This window comes from Lysinibacillus sp. F12 (assembly GCF_057773605.1).
In genome coordinates, this window is the sequence record NZ_JBYMLP010000002.1 from 1069954 (window position 1) to 1085271 (window position 15318).

15 protein-coding genes are annotated in these 15318 nt (G+C 36.6%); 7 read left to right on the forward strand and 8 right to left on the reverse strand.

Going from position 1 to position 15318, the window contains the following annotated elements; genetic code table 11:
• Window positions 1–117: 117 nt before the first annotated feature.
• Window positions 118–1101 carry a DUF3196 family protein gene (locus AC3CH7_RS12350; protein ID WP_031419319.1) on the reverse strand — a complete coding sequence of 328 codons (984 nt, stop codon included), beginning with the start codon at window positions 1099–1101 and terminating at the stop codon, window positions 118–120.
• A gap of 213 nt (window positions 1102–1314) precedes the next feature.
• On the opposite strand from AC3CH7_RS12350, the gene AC3CH7_RS12355 reads away from it, so the two are divergent.
• From AC3CH7_RS12355 to AC3CH7_RS12385, 7 genes are all read left to right on the forward strand, one after another.
• The gene (locus tag AC3CH7_RS12355; protein WP_012295493.1) at window positions 1315–1779 is read left to right on the forward strand and encodes a hypothetical protein; all 465 of its coding nucleotides are present in this window, start codon (window positions 1315–1317) and stop codon (window positions 1777–1779) included.
• A gap of 237 nt (window positions 1780–2016) precedes the next feature.
• Entirely contained in the window at window positions 2017–2859 is an 843-nt protein-coding gene (locus AC3CH7_RS12360) for a DUF2785 domain-containing protein (protein WP_036162262.1), read from the forward strand.
• Window positions 2860–3677: 818 nt separating this feature from the next.
• Window positions 3678–4583, forward strand: a complete 906-nt coding sequence (gene qoxA, locus AC3CH7_RS12365) for a cytochrome aa3 quinol oxidase subunit II (protein WP_012295495.1) — start codon at window positions 3678–3680, stop codon at window positions 4581–4583.
• Window positions 4584–4643: 60 nt separating this feature from the next.
• Complete coding sequence (gene qoxB / locus AC3CH7_RS12370) at window positions 4644–6587, forward strand: cytochrome aa3 quinol oxidase subunit I (protein ID WP_031419321.1); 1944 nt, start codon at window positions 4644–4646, stop codon at window positions 6585–6587.
• Between the two features lies 1 nt (window position 6588).
• Window positions 6589–7188 (forward strand): cytochrome aa3 quinol oxidase subunit III, encoded by a 600-nt coding sequence (gene qoxC / locus AC3CH7_RS12375; protein ID WP_012295498.1) that lies wholly within the window; start codon window positions 6589–6591, stop codon window positions 7186–7188.
• Window positions 7188–7469, forward strand: coding sequence for a cytochrome aa3 quinol oxidase subunit IV (qoxD, locus tag AC3CH7_RS12380; RefSeq protein WP_012295499.1), 282 nt, complete (start codon window positions 7188–7190; stop codon window positions 7467–7469). Before qoxC ends, qoxD begins: the two co-directional genes overlap by 1 nt.
• A gap of 255 nt (window positions 7470–7724) precedes the next feature.
• The gene (locus tag AC3CH7_RS12385) at window positions 7725–8582 is read left to right on the forward strand and encodes a DUF6612 family protein (protein ID WP_031419322.1); all 858 of its coding nucleotides are present in this window, start codon (window positions 7725–7727) and stop codon (window positions 8580–8582) included.
• An 82-nt stretch (window positions 8583–8664) separates the two neighbouring features.
• Here the strand turns inward: AC3CH7_RS12385 and AC3CH7_RS12390 are convergent, their stop codons facing one another.
• The 7 genes from AC3CH7_RS12390 to AC3CH7_RS12420 all read right to left on the reverse strand — a co-directional run bounded on the left by AC3CH7_RS12390 (window position 8665) and on the right by AC3CH7_RS12420 (window position 15157).
• Window positions 8665–9084 carry a universal stress protein gene (locus AC3CH7_RS12390; RefSeq protein ID WP_012295501.1) on the reverse strand — a complete coding sequence of 140 codons (420 nt, stop codon included), beginning with the start codon at window positions 9082–9084 and terminating at the stop codon, window positions 8665–8667.
• Between the two features lie 50 nt (window positions 9085–9134).
• Complete coding sequence (locus AC3CH7_RS12395) at window positions 9135–10202, reverse strand: PQQ-dependent sugar dehydrogenase (protein WP_036162264.1); 1068 nt, start codon at window positions 10200–10202, stop codon at window positions 9135–9137.
• 63 nt (window positions 10203–10265) lie between these two features.
• Window positions 10266–10430 (reverse strand): hypothetical protein, encoded by a 165-nt coding sequence (locus AC3CH7_RS12400; RefSeq protein WP_012295503.1) that lies wholly within the window; start codon window positions 10428–10430, stop codon window positions 10266–10268.
• 152 nt (window positions 10431–10582) lie between these two features.
• Window positions 10583–10999 (reverse strand): YugN family protein, encoded by a 417-nt coding sequence (locus AC3CH7_RS12405; RefSeq protein ID WP_031419325.1) that lies wholly within the window; start codon window positions 10997–10999, stop codon window positions 10583–10585.
• Window positions 11000–11224: 225 nt separating this feature from the next.
• Window positions 11225–12415: a Ger(x)C family spore germination protein gene (locus AC3CH7_RS12410; RefSeq protein ID WP_012295505.1), complete on the reverse strand. Its 1191-nt coding sequence runs from the start codon at window positions 12413–12415 to the stop codon at window positions 11225–11227.
• Entirely contained in the window at window positions 12412–13509 is a 1098-nt protein-coding gene (locus tag AC3CH7_RS12415; RefSeq protein WP_031419326.1) for a spore germination protein, read from the reverse strand. The genes AC3CH7_RS12410 and AC3CH7_RS12415 overlap by 4 nt, the downstream gene beginning before the upstream one ends.
• Window positions 13487–15157 (reverse strand): spore germination protein, encoded by a 1671-nt coding sequence (locus AC3CH7_RS12420; protein ID WP_012295507.1) that lies wholly within the window; start codon window positions 15155–15157, stop codon window positions 13487–13489. The genes AC3CH7_RS12415 and AC3CH7_RS12420 overlap by 23 nt, the downstream gene beginning before the upstream one ends.
• Between the last annotated feature and the right edge of the window lie 161 nt (window positions 15158–15318).

The window sequence follows — 15318 nt, forward strand, 5'->3', positions numbered from 1 at the left end:
ATAAATACCTCCAAATAAATAATCAAGTTTAGGATGTTAGACAATTCATTCGTAACTACGATTTTGACAACCATTTTAGTATAACATAGATGTGTATAGTTTCAACTTTTTTCATGCCTAATGTAGTTCTGTTAGCTTTTCTAACATTTGTAAAAAGTCTACGATTTCATCATCCATTTCTTTCACATTTCCTAGCATTGATGATACAAAATCTATATAACTATAGGCTACATCCTCTGCCACAAAAGGATGCCATTCAAAGGGAAATGTGACAATAGCATGTTTCGCCATTAAATATTGTACCATTTCTAACGTCGTTGGGTCTTGTGCCAACTTATCTTCAATTATATTTTTTATTTCACCATATTGTGGTAATTGATTAGGTAACGATAGTTGTGCTGGGTTTATCGTTTTTGAATGCCCTAATTTCGAAACCATAATATCCATTGAAACTTCCTGTTCAACTAATAAGATTAAAGCCAAGCTCTGGACAAAAGGATGAACGGTCGAACTTTCAATAATTTCTTGCAATGCCGTTTTTAATTGCCTTACATTGGTATCCATCAGACGATGTAATTTTATAGATTGCTCATTGGCTGTTAGTGCACTGAATTTTTCTAGTTCATATTCCTGCTCCTCAATAAACTGTTGCACATTTTCTTTTTTTTCAAGATTTTTAGATACTTCTCTATTAAGGTTTTTTAATCGTTCAAATTTCTCCACTTGATCACTTGGCAGTACGCTTTCCTCAAGGAGGGTTGTGATTAACGTCTCTACTTGATGGTATTCCTTCAGCTGCATACAAATTGTAATGTACAATTCCATGACTTCCACATACATGGTTGTCCCCATGGCAAAAAGCTGTTCACAAACACCTTTCGCTTTGTCATAATCCTTTAACTCGTATAGAGCAAAGGCATAAGCACTAAGTGCAAATTCATCACCCGTTTCATAAATAAAGGCCTTTTCAAAACTTGCAATAGCTTTCTCATATTGATAATTTTCTGCAAACATATGCCCTTCACGTATTAATGTTTGGACAGCTCCTGGAAAAACAACAATATTGTCATGTTTAATGACATGACGCTTACGTTTTGTCATTCCCCTCACCTCCTCCGTTCTATTCTTCTTTTCAATTATTTACTAAAAATATCCACAAGTTTCTTATTTTTTACAAAAATAATTGTTTTTACATTCATATTTTGTAATAAAATGTATTATAATTACATTAGTCGAAAATCTATTACAACTTGCAGACTTTCTACACGGTTGTCTGCATCCAGAAAATCAAGTTCTTAACAAGGAGTGGAATACATGCAATTACTAGATACAATCACAGAATTTGACCATTGTATCTCACCTGCATTCGAGGCATTATCGATTAAAGTCATTTCATTTTCTACAGCGGACGGACCTACTCAAGATAGTCCGATTGAATTTGAATTTTTAACACGTACAAAAATTGATGTTTACACGCAAGAGGCTAGCACTTATCTTTTACGTATTCTTGGAACAATCCCCGGTTCTATTGCAATTGGACATCAAAATGAAACTCTTTCCATAATTCCTCAAAAAGTAAATATTGAATGTAATGACAAACTGTTACATGTTGACAAAAAAGATATGCATCAAATTTTACAACATCCTGAGCCGAATCGTCATTACAGTGAATGGCTTATTGATGCTATAAAAAATACCAATATTCTCGTTGAGCTGAAGACAAACCAACACTCACTGATTGAGTGGCCAATCGGTATAAAGTCAGCCGCCATAATATAGGTAGAGATAGACATACTTCATCGGTATGTCTTTTTTTGTTACTCCTATTTAAGCATTTCCATTTTGTTGCGTTTCTATCATAACAACTTTCTATAGCTTCTGGAAATAATATTATAGCAACTCTCAACATTAAAGTATTTGTATACTTACCGTCCATCAGGATTGCAAATTGGTCGATTTGCTTAAAAAAAGAGCTATAATAATAGAACAATCCTTATGATGGAGGCACATTTAAATATGAATTTAAAAGAAACACTACAATCTTTTTCTACCATGACACTGCATGAACGTCAGGCAATGATGAAGGACAAAGGAGAATGGCTCTTACAGGAAATGATGATTCATATTGGCTCAACTGATGCTGAATTGCGCGATCATTTAATTTATCGTACGTTTATTAATTTACTGAGTGATAATTTATTAAGCACACAACAATTACAATTTTTATTTGAAACAGCAACTAGTGATAACTCCTTATATTTACATATCGGAGAAGCGCCAACAGACAGTGTCTTTACTAGGTCATTCTCTGCATTGCTTATTGCAGGTTTGCTTGCAAAGGATGCCGAGATGCTTGTTTTAAAGGACGATGAGTTGCAACCGTTTTTTAAAAAAATTGGACGTTATCTATTATTAGAGCAAGATACAAGAGGTTACGTACAGGATAAAGGATGGGCACATAGTATTTCACATGGAGCTGATTTAGCCGCCATGACCATTAAACACCCAAAATTCGATTTGCAATATGCTCCGTCCATTTTACATGCACTAAAGCTTGCCACTTGGAAAGGTACAGTCTATGTTAACGATGAAGAAGAGCGATTAATTAACATCGTAGATGCTTTATTACAACAAAATTACTCGGAGAAAGCTTTGATTGAATTTGTTGAACAAGCCTTTGACAAATTTGAAATGCATTTAATGACTCAAGGTTATAACGAAAGCTTTTTTAGTGGGCGTACTTGTACATTAAACTTCATGAAGACATTATATTTTTCTTTAAAAATGAATAATAAAGCCCCTCAATTACAAAATACAATTTATGGACAAGTAGCCAAATGGCTAAAGCTTGGTGACTGACTAAAAAATGCTGATTCAATACGTTTCTTTCTCAAAAACATGAAAAATTTCTACCATACTAGCAAACTAAGACTTTTCTTAGTTTGCTTTTTGTTTTTCAAACAGAATATGAATATGTAAATTTATGTATAATCAAGAAAACTATTTGTTATATTAACATAATTAATAACACTCCCCATTTATTCCCTTTTCAATCATTCCTTTCATTGATAGTTCATCCTAATGTTTCCATACAAAGACTCTTTAGCTACTCCTTTTATATAAAAAAGGCAAATAAAAAACATTATTATGCCCGATGAGATACTGATTTTATTACAAAACAGCGTCCAAAATGTGAAATGCAATTTTTCATAAAAAAAACTATTTACTTAGTTAAACATGAAGAATCCAGTGTTTTCAACGTTTCCACAGTGTTTAATGAACAAAACCTTAAAATACCAATACTAAAATAACGATTTTTGTTCAAAAAATGTTCAAATTCAATGTATCTTTACTATCTTTTTCATAACAAAATTATGTTTTTTCTTAAAAACTGGGCGTATAATCCAATGTGCAAACAACGACAAGATGTGACAATCGTTATAGACATGTACGTATGTGAAACGATTGCACAAATCATTGATTTTGCTAACGCTTGCATTAGACCAATCAACTTCAAGATTTATGTTTCATATTGAACCATGCCATTGTAAATTCTTAAGTTGTTGATTGGTACGCCAAGATAAAAGAGGTGACCTCAGTATCCACTATTTATAAATGTGAACTGACAAAAAACACATGAATTTTATGAATAGCCGTTCTATAGAAAGGAGTCAAACATGAAGAAAAAATTAAGTTTAATGTTTGTAGCATTGGGTGCTCTTGCACTTCTTTCTGGATGTGAGCCATTAACAGTGTTCAATCCTAAAGGGCCAAATGCCGAAACATTATCAAACACAATTATTTTATCCATTATTACAATGGCCTTTATATTACTAGTCGTGTATGTGCTTTTAGCCTTTATGCTAACTAAATATCGTGCATCTAAAACAGCTGCTGATTATGAGCCACCTCATGAAGAGGGTAGCCATCTTCTAGAAATCACATGGACAGTAATTCCAATTATTATTGTTGCATTCTTGGCCGTTGTAACTGTAAGAACAACATCTACTGTAGAGGCTCAGCCAGCAGGATATGACGATAAAGAACCTTTAGTAATTTATGCTTCATCATCAAACTGGAAATGGCATTTTAGTTACCCTGAAGAAGGTGTTGAAACAGTTAACTATGTCAACATTCCAGTGGATCGTCCAATTGAGTTTAAATTATACTCATTTGGTCCGATCACAAGTTTCTGGATTCCTCAATTAGCAGGTCAAAAATATGCCATGAGTGATATGTTAACAACCATTCACCTTGCTGCAGATGAGGTGGGTTCATTCATGGGACGTAACTCTAACTTCAATGGACGCGGATTTGCAGAAATGGAATTTGAAGCACAATCTATGACACAAGAAGACTTCGACAAATGGGTAGCTGATGTTAAAGCAAAAGAAAAACCATTAACAGAAGAAAAATTTGATGAGCTTTTAAAGGCTGAGCATGTTGGTCGCCAAAGCTTCTCATCTACACACTTAGAATTCAGCCCTGCCCCAATGGAACATGGTAAAAACATGAAAATGGGTGACATGGATCATGGTGACATGTCTGAAGAAGATATGAATAATGAACATTCAGGTCATTAATTTACATTTAACTTGAACGAGTAGAATATTAATTTTTTAATTTTGAAAGGAGCGCATCCAATGAGTATGGAAGAATTATTCCATCCAATGCAAGAACCGATGATTTTAGCGGCAGCTATTAGTATCGTAGTTGGAGCAGTCGTTATCGTAGCTGGCCTTACTTATTTCAAAAAATGGGGCTATTTCTACAAAAACTGGCTATCAACTGTTGACCATAAAAAAATCGGGATTATGTATATCGCTGTAGCATTATTAATGCTATTCCGCGGTGGTATCGATGCACTGTTAATGCGTGCACAAACAGCAGTTCCGGATAACGGACTTCTTGATGCACAACATTATAATGAGATTTTTACAACACACGGTTTATTAATGATTTTATTTATGGCTATGCCATTTGTTATTGGTTTAATGAACATTGTCATCCCCCTTCAAATCGGTGCACGTGACGTTGCTTTCCCACGTCTAAATGCTGTCAGCTTTTGGTTATTTGCAGCAGGTGCGGGTTTATTAAACTTATCATTCATTATCGGTGGTTCGCCAGATGCTGGTTGGACAGCCTACTTCCCACTTGCAAGTACGGATTTTAGTCCGACTGTAGGGAATAACTATTATTCTTTAGCACTTCAATTATCAGGTATTGGTACATTGATGACAGGTGTTAACTTCATCACGACCATTATTAAAATGCGTGCACCTGGTATGAAATTAATGAAAATGCCAATGTTTACGTGGTCGATTTTAATTACAAACGTAATTATTGTATTCGCATTCCCAGTATTAACTGTAGCGCTTGCTCTTATGATGTTAGACCGTCAATTCGGTACAAAATTCTTTGCTATGCAAGACGGCGGTATGGATATGCTTTGGGCCAACCTATTCTGGGTTTGGGGACATCCTGAAGTTTATATCGTTATTCTACCTGCTTTCGGTATTTTCTCAGAAATCATTGCAACATTTGCACGTAAAAACTTGTATGGTTATAAATCAATGGTTATGAGTATGGTTGTCATTTCTTTACTATCATTCTTAGTTTGGGCTCACCACTTCTATACAATGGGTCACGGGGTAATGGTAAACAGCGTATTCTCTATTACGACAATGGCAATCGCCGTTCCTACTGGTGTTAAAATATTTAACTGGCTACTGACGATGAGGCACGGGAAAATTCAATTTACAACACCGATGCTTTATGCACTTGGCTTTATTCCAATTTTCACAATTGGTGGGGTTACAGGGGTAATGTTAGCGATGGCAAGTGCTGACTATCAATATCATAATACGATGTTCCTAGTTGCCCACTTCCACTACGTTTTAATTCCAGGTACAGTATTCGGTGTACTTGCAGGTTATCACTACTGGTGGCCAAAAATGTTCGGTTTCCGTTTAAATGAAAAATTAGGGAAAACTGCGTTCTGGTTTATTGCAATCAGCTTCAATGTAACATTCTTCCCATTATTCATTTTAGGTTTAGATGGCTATGCTCGTCGTATGTACACTTACTCAGAATCAACAGGCTATGGACCATTGAACATGTTATCATTCGTTGGTGCTTTAGGACTTGCAGTCGGCTTTGCGTTGATCGTTTATAATATCTACTACAGCTGGAAACATATGCCTCGCAATGAAAAGGCAGATGTATGGGATGGTCGTACACTTGAATGGGCTACTCATTCTCCAGTACCAGAATACAACTTTGCAGTAGTTCCAACTGTTACTCGCTTAGATGAGTTCTGGTTCGCGAAAAAAGAAGGTCGCGATATTACAGCAGGTAAAATTGAAAAAATTCACATGCCAAATAATACAGGCACACCATTCTGGATGAGTGGATTCTTCTTCCTTGCAGCATTCTTCGCTGTATTTAATCTATGGGTTCCAGCCATCATTAGTATGCTTGGTGTATTTGGCTTCATGATCCATCGTTCTTTCGAAAAAGACCATGGTCGTTATATTTCAGTTGAGGAAGTTATGGCAACTGAGAAAAGCTTGAGAGGTGATAAATAATATGAAAATCGATTCTTCACTTCCATTAGAATATAGTACAGAGGAAAATCGCCTAAAAATCTTTGGTTTCTGGATATTCCTTGGCGCCGAGATCGTGTTATTTGCCACATTGTTTACTGTGTATTTCACACTTCACACACGGACAGGTAATGGCCCGAATGGTGCCGAAATCTTTGAGTTAACACCAGTACTATGGGAAACATTCTTATTATTAACAAGTAGTTTCACCATTGGTCTGGGTGTTCATGCAATGCGTATTGGTCGTAAAAAGGCAATGATGACTTTCTTCATCATTACCCTTTTACTTGGACTAGGTTTCTTAGCTATTGAGATTGATGAGTTCATCACTTATGTACATGAAGGTGCGACAATTCAAACAAGCGCATTCTTGTCATCATTAATGACTTTACTTGGAACACACGGTGCCCACGTAACATTTGGTTTCTTCTGGGGACTAGCTATCATTATCCAAGTAGCTAAACGTGGTTTAAATCCACAAACAGCGAACAAAGCGTTTATCTTCTCATTGTACTGGCATTTCCTAGACGTTGTTTGGATTTTCATCTTCAGCTTCGTCTATTTGAAAGGACTGATTAGCTGATGAAGGAATTATTCCCAAAACAACATGTCATGGGCTTCGGCTTCTCACTATTACTGACACTTGTCGCTTTAGCCGTTGTAACCTTTGATATGAGTTATAAAATGGCATTCGCTATTTTACTTGTCACTGCCCTTGCACAAGCAACTGTACAATTAGTGTTATTTATGCACATCGGTGAATCTGAAGATAAGAAAACGTTATATACAACGATTTTATATTCAGTATTTGTAGGTGTTGTAACAATCATTGGTACATTGTTCGCCATGATCTGGGGTTACTAAGTAATTAATTTCATTTAGATATTTTCGAGCTTGTTGAAGAAAAGCTCCTCTAAAAGCTGTCACGGCCTTTCGCATTATTCGATTGGTCAGTGACAGCTTTTTTAATAATTTTCATGCTTGTCACTGGTCGTTGTTGCAAGATTATTGTTTTATTACTAAGGAATTAGATTCATTTTATAAAATAACGAAACTTTTCCTTTTCTTGGGCGTATACTAGTAGATAGTGTTTTTTACCAAGAATAGGAGATGAAAGTAATGAAGAAGATTTTTAAAGTATTAGCAGTAGGAACACTAGCATTAACGCTTGCTGCTTGTAATTCAAGTGCCACACCTACGAAAGACACAACCGAAAAAAGCAAACTCACTTTAGAACAAGTGTATGACAAAGCAGTGGATCGCCAGGCTGATATTAAAAGTGCTAGTGCTAATATGGACATGACACAGGTAACAAAGGTTGGAGCTGGCGAAGAGGCTATGGAATTCTCTATCAACTCTAAAATGGAAATGGACATTATCGTTGATCCACTTGCTATGCATTTATCAGGCTCAATGTCAATGCCAGATATGATGAGTGAAGGCCAAGAAACAACGGACATGCCTATTGAAATGTATATGAAAAAAGACGCTGGCCTTTTCATGAAAGATGTGACTACAGACAGTTGGTTAAAACTTCCTGATGAGAATTTTGATGCTATTTTAGATCAAACAGCTGCTTCTGCTGATGCAAAGGAACAGTTAGAACAACTTAAAAAGTTCATCAAAGATTTTACATTTGAACAAACTGATAAAGAATATGTCCTTACATTAGAAGCAAAAGGTGATAAATTTAAAGAGCTAATTGATTCTGAGATTAATAAATCAATGCAGGATATGGGATTAGAAGAAAACCCTATGGATCAACTAACAATTGAAAAAATCAACTATGTGCTACACATCGATAAAAAGACTTTCGATACAAACAAAATGGATATGAATTTTGATTTGAAAATGGCAGTAGAAGGTGATGAATTGTTAATGAATACAAAATCAGTCGTTACTTATACTGATTTCAATCACCTTAAAACAATTGATATTCCTCAAAACATAGTAGATAACGCACAAACAATCGAATAAAAAATAAACCTGCTTGTATATAGATGACAAGCAGGTTTGTTGTGTTATTATCCATATAAATATGACGAAGATTTCCGTAAAATTATCGAACGATTAATACATCACAATGAGCATGACGTACTACTTTTTCTGCTACAGACCCTAGCATCATTTTTTCCATTCGATTTAAACCTGTTGCTCCACATACAATCAAATCAACATTCGTAAGCTGTGTCAAAATCCCCTTTGGCGAACCCGTTTCTACAACTGACTCTACGCTTTGAACACCGGTCTGAACCACTTGCTCTTCCAAGCTTGCCATTTTGCTCTTGTTTTCTTTCTTCAATTCCTCTGCATATTTTAAATCATAGGCTGACACCGCACCAAAAGATTTTGTATCAATCACATTCACTAGTTGCAAAGTAGCATTGTGTTGCATCGCTAATTGACTCGCTCTTTCTAAAGCCTTCAATGATTGTTCTGAGAAATCAATTGCTACTGCGATTTTTAGATAATTAGCCATATTAGTCCTCTCCCTTCAACATGGCATTCCATGTTTTCACAAATATTATATCATAACGGTGTTCTGTATAGTTTATCGTCATCGGGTTGTGGATTGCCACGTCCATCCGTATTATTGCTGATAAAGTACAAATAGCTATCATCCATAAAGACATCTCGTATTCTTCCGAAATCTGATAATAGTACATCTTGTTTATGCTTGCTCATATCAAATGTTAGCACCGCTGTCCCCCTTAGTGCCGCAACATATAATCGATCATTCACTACGGTTATGCCAGAGGGTGCCCACGTTTTTGATGGGCCTGAAGTAAATAGAGGTGTAACCATTCGTTGCTGTTTGTCTGTTCCCTCCATGAGCGGCCAACCATAATTCTTCCCTTTTTCAATCACGTTGATTTCGTCATTTGCTGCATTGCCATGTTCGCTTGCGTACATCGTACCATCCGTTGCCCATGCTAATCCCTGCGGATTTCGATGCCCATAGCTATACACATAAGAACGAGGAAAGGGATTATCATTCGGTATGGAACCATCCAAATTGAGACGTAAAATTTTTCCTTCCAACGCATCTAAATCCTGTGCTAAAGATGGCTGGGTTGCATCGCCCACAGTAACATACAATTTGCTATCGGGACCTATTTTTAAACGTCCACCATGATGATATGTACCACTCTGTATTCGATCAATTAGGAGATCCGTTTCCTGCCACTTATTATCGATTAACGTTAATGTCACAACCCGATTAAATTGCGCTGATTCCTCTTCATACGTATAGTACGCATAAGCAATATATGTTGTTGTAAAATCAGGAGCTAACACAAATCCTAGGAGACCTGCTTCTGGAGCTGACGACAAATCCTTCTTTAATAAAACCTGTTGTCTTTCAACTACATCTTCCGTAATCTTCACAATATTCCCTGGTCTTTCTGCTACATATAACGCTGTATCACTCTTTTCAATAGACCATGGTGTATGTAATTGCTCTGCTATTACTTCAACGTTTGGAGTGACTTTTAAGGGTTCCTCTTGTATGACCTTCCGTTCATCCTTCCCCTCTGTAGATGTACAGCCCAAACATAGAAAAATGACTAGCAGTAAAATCGGAATCATTCGCCTCATTTTGTTTCCTCCTTTTCTGTCATAAAAATAATACTATTTTTTGAAATAGAAAAAGACGTCGCCCTAGACGTCTCTTTTACTTACTTTTATACTTTCGAACATAATTATTTCACCAAATGTTTTTGTGTGCTCTAGCACTTTAAGATAAGCTTCTTTTCGATGGATGAGTCGTTCTTGTCGTAATTTTAGATAGGAATAATAAAAGTCATCTATAGCTATTTTATCCATAAACTCACCTCTTATAGTAGTTGTCTGCTACCACTATTATAAGGTTGGTAAATTCTTACGACAATTCTATTTTCTATTTTTGATTATAAGTTCCCAAAAATGGAAGGATAAAAGACATAAGAACGCTCGAAAGAATATACATATTTATCTAATTAGTTGATAAAAAAAGGCAGTACTTTTTCTTCTACAACTTGTTCACCCGCCTGAATCCATCTACTTTTATCATGAATATGCCCATCCTTATCAAGCGGTGTCTGGAACTGGCTAGCTCCTGTAGCATCCAGTAGAGAACCTTCATCATAATCTAAACCAACGTTAGCAACATGTTTAATGACAAACGGCTTTTGAAATCGAATTTGGGCATCTTCATTGTCTAATTCCCCTGCTGTTACGATAAAGGGCACGCGTAAATATATTGTTTCGCCGCCGCCTCTCCATAGTACCGCGTCGAAGCTCCCTTTATGATACTCCCAATTCCCACCAATTGTAAAACCGCGATGAATAATATGATCTCGCAAATAACCATAGCCTATCTCTTTTCCAACTATTTTTGAATCAAACTGTAGCATGTTGAAACCTCCTCCTTTCACTTGATAAAAGTCTATCCTAAAAAGAGGAATTACAAACTATTTAAAGGAACTCAGATTGTTCAATTTAAAACATATTTAGCGGCTTCTACATATTCTGTAACAGCTTTGCGGCAGTTGGCACCAGTCTTTCAAAGACATTATTGAATATTATAATCCTCCCTATAATTCCAATATATAGAAATAAATAAAAAGGTGATTAATACGTTAATCACCTGACGTTCCATAATCCTTGATGGTTATGGAAACTTCACATTTTATAGCTGCTTCACTAAATATTTTATCCCAATCCTTTTTTATCTTTTCCCACTCTTTTGGATACTTTATTCTTAATTTATTGCCGAATCCTGCAACATCTGTTTGATATTCCTGTTGCAGCTTTTCCGACGTTTTCATCACTAATCGTTGAATTTCTTCCTCAATTGTTTTCTCTGCTTTTTTTAAAAATTTATTATTAAATGCTTTGTCTGACAGTACCCAATGTTCAGCAATTCTTCCTTCCGATTGAATGTTCACTGTAAATGAAATACGATCACCATCTATTTTTGGTATGATTTTACTTTTCATAGACATTATTTCATAAACGATAGGTGAATCCGATTCTTTATCAAACCCCTTTACTAACCCCCCTTCCCCTTTCCCCGTGATCCATGCAATGCCCCCTAAGTCGTTTTCATCCAGAAAGCCTCGAAGTTTTTTAGTTTTCCCATCAATGACAGCAGCACCTACAAATTTTACTTCTCCATCTTCTGAAACGACGTTTTGTAATAAAAAGCTTGAATCAGAATATAATTTCCCCTCTAATTTTGCAATGGTCATAGGTGGCAAAATTTTGGTTGTTCTTTCATTCCCCTCCATCATCTCTACCAATTGAAAGGCAGGAATTTTCGTTGGTTCATTTGTTTCAAGTGTCTCACTTGCCCGCCCCTGAGCAATAAGAAGCAATCCGCTTGGCCGTATCTCCAGCTCTCTTAGAAAAAAGTCCAACAGCTGTTGCAGGTTAATGGTGCTGGCAAGTTCTTCGCCAATAATGGTAACCTTGGAATGCTCCGCGAATGAATGTTTGTCAGACTTTAATAGCATATTTCGTAATGTAGGCAAAACAACATCCCCTGTTTCAGAAACATTTTTATATGCCTTTTCTCGTAATGTTCCATCTTTCATTCCTGTAACAGTTGTCTCAGAAGTGACCATTTGATTCGTAACGGTGAGTAACGTTCTATTAGCATATTTAGCCTCTTTTTGTTCCTCAGTGGTAGCCTCTTCTGTTGCTAAATCTAATGAGGTACCAACAATCAATCCTAAATCCTCAATCTCTTTACTACTCCAGCAACCAGTAAGTAGGAGAGATACAATCATTACTAGAGAAATACGTAAAAATGGATAGAGTTTCTTCATGTTTTATCGCCCTTCAATTTTGATATAAGGAGTAAGGTTATGGGTAGTGCACCAAATAAAAATAAAGCAGCATGACCGATCTTATCGCCAAATTTAAAAAGGTCATTTATATTTTTGGGTGTCATCGCGATAATATAAATAATCGGTAATAATCCATATAGAAAAGGGTGCATACTTTTTTTAAAAAGCTGAGCTAACCCTAGAGCGGCAGCATAATAGGTAATGGTAAAGGTGGCGAAAATTTGCATAATCCATATAACAAGTAAAAATGATTCAAAGCGCTCGAAAATTAATCCTGGAATTTCAAAACTCCGCATGAGTTCGATTGTTGGCCATGTTCTTGTCATGACCCCTTCGATGGAAAGAGCGCCAATCACCATTACGACAGTAATAACATAAAAAAGTAATGGAATCGCTATGCCCACTAAGACGACTTTGACTGCTTTCTTTTTATCAGATGGGTACATAAATGCCACTAAGAGCAACATAATCTCAGGACCTAGAAATGCTAATGTCGCCGTTTTTATTCCTTTCAGCATCGGAACGACTCCCAGCCCTAAAACTGGTCGAAGATTATCGATTTCAAAGATTCCTAAGCTTAAAAAAGCGACAAGTAAGAAAATCACAAAGGTAATGGGAAATATAATTTCGAATAAACGACCGATCGAATTAATTCCACCACTCACCAAATAGAGCCCCACCCATAAGAAAGGTAGAATAATAGCCCATGTGGGTGTTCCCTCCAATAAAAAGAGGGAGGTTACTTCAGCCATTATTCGAACCTCAAAAGCAGAAATCGTAAAGAAATAAGTAATGACAAGTGCACTAATCAACCATCCTAGCCATTTTCCAACAATATCTTGATTGTATTGATAAAATGTCTTGTCTGGATATTGTTGACTTAGCTTGACGATAATCACTCCAGCAATCATGGCGATAAGACCACCTAAAAAAACACTAATCCAAACATCTGGCGTTTTTACCTTCTCTACCGAGGCACGAGGCAAGGTGAGGATGCCAGTTGCAAGAATATAATTAATAATAATGACCATTGTTTGGGACGTCGTAATGTTATCTTTTGGACTGGTAATCATGGCTACTGTTTTCCTTTCCTCGTATTTCCCCTTTACGAACAGAATCTTTTGGCTGTAATAATTTTGGTCGGCGTTTCATCATCATTAATGGCATACGTACCATAAAATCTTTCCAATCCCCTGCTCTATATGGGACAGTCGGACTAACATAAGGAACACCAAAACTCTTCAGCTTTACTAAATGACTGCCCAGGAAAAGGAAAAATAGAATGACCCCGTAAAGACCAAATATGGCAGCAAAAAACATAGCAACAAATCGTAGCATTCGTAATGTAATCCCTGCGTTATATTGAGGGATAGCAAAGGACGAAATAGCGGTTAAAGCAACGACGATAACCATAATCGGACTTACAATTCCAGCCTGTACAGCTGCTTCTCCAATAACAAGACCCCCGACGATACCCATTGTGGGACCGATCGGCTTTGGCAAACGAAGTCCAGCTTCTCGTAAAATTTCGATGGCTACCTCCATAATAAGCGCCTCGATTAACGCTGGAAATGGAACTCCTTCCCTTGTGGACATCATGGACAGTGCTAGCTTAGTTGGGATTAATCCCTGATGGAACGACACAAAAGCAATATACATGGATGGACCAAAAAGTGTTATCGCAGCAGCCAAGTATCGTAGAAGCCGAATGAGCGAACTTGCAAACCAGCGTTCATAATAATCTTCCGGAGATTGTAGTAGCATATTAATTGTAACTGGTACAATTAAAGCAAATGGTGTGCCATCTAATATAATGGCAACCCGCCCCTCCATTAATGCCCCATATACTCGATCAGGACGCTCCGTGTTCTGCACTTGTGTAAAAGGGCTCAGAAAATTATCTTCAATTAACTGCTCTATATAGCCCGATTCTAATAGGTTATCAAGGTCGATTGTTTGTATCCGATTTTTTACTTCATCCACCAACTCCGGATCCACTATCTCATCCATATAGGCAATGACTAACTCTTTTTTTACCCTCTTCCCCACTTTCATCTGAATGATAGATAATTGCTGATTTTCACCTTGCTGTCTTAGAAGAGCTGTATTGTCACTTAATCTTTCTGTAAAGCCTACCCTTGGCCCTCTAACAACCGCTTCTGAAATAGGCTCCTCTATATTACGCGTCTTGCCATTTATCGTACAAAGTAATAAAGCATTAGGCATACCATCTACAAATAAAGCTGTATAACCTATTAATACCTTACTTACTATTCCTTGCATCGTTGATTCTTCTAGTACATCCCCGATAGGTATATTATTTTTCATGAGGTTCTGCATGTTGCCGTTTTCTGTTAAAGCAGTGGCGGATGTGTCCGAAAAACGCTCCATCATCGAAGTCAAAATATGCTCTTCGATTTGCCCTTTATCTGCTAGACCTTCAAGATAAACAATAGCCGCACGAATATGAGTATTTCCTATGTGAAATTCTCTAAAGTGGGCATCCCAATTATGCCCAAGTTCTTGTTTTATTCGTTCAAAATCTTTGATAAAATCACCCGTTAGTGAGGCAACTGTTTCTTGGCTAGATGGCTGATCTACTTCCTTTTGATTCGTGTATTCTTTCATGTCGATCTTGCCATTATTCTTTTTTTCAAGTATTAAACCATTAAATAATTTGAAAATCAAAAATGGAATAACGAATGCTAAAAAACCCTGCATAAAAACTTGCCATTGTGGTATATAGGATATTACCCTTTCCCACATGATGATCACCCTCTTTACCAATCCACAAGGAATTAATTACTACATATTTTTATCTAAGCAGTCCTATTTTAAACTTCTAAACATCAACATCCTCCCATGACAAAAAATCATCCTCA